Below are 287 nucleotides of genomic sequence, written 5' to 3'. Positions count from 1 at the left end.
CAGGTGAGCCAGGAAAGTCAGAAACAGCAACGCGGCCAGCCATGCATGCGCGTGCCGCGACCACGCAAAGGCGATCGCATTGACGGGAAAAATCGGCGGAAGCCGCAGCGATGCGCTGAGCATCACCGGATAGCCACCCGCCGATAGCATTGCCCAGCCGATCAGCGGCATCAGCAGCATCAGCACATACAACAGATAGTGCGAGGCATGCGCGGCCAGCTTCTGGATCGACGGTAGATCGGCAGGCAAGGGCGGTGGCGGGTTGCGAAGGCGCACGATCAAACGGA

1 protein-coding gene is annotated in these 287 nt (G+C 62.0%); it reads right to left on the bottom strand.

The genetic code is table 11. The features are described from left to right. Window positions 1-287: cytochrome b/b6 domain-containing protein (locus tag AC4HNJ_RS21840; RefSeq protein ID WP_490481719.1), on the bottom strand; the 287-nt coding region annotated here is incomplete at both ends.

This window comes from Dyella sp. SYSU CM1112, assembly GCF_058216415.1.
The sequence above is the reverse complement of the archived record's forward strand: the minus strand, read 5'-3'. Positions and strand labels throughout refer to the sequence as shown.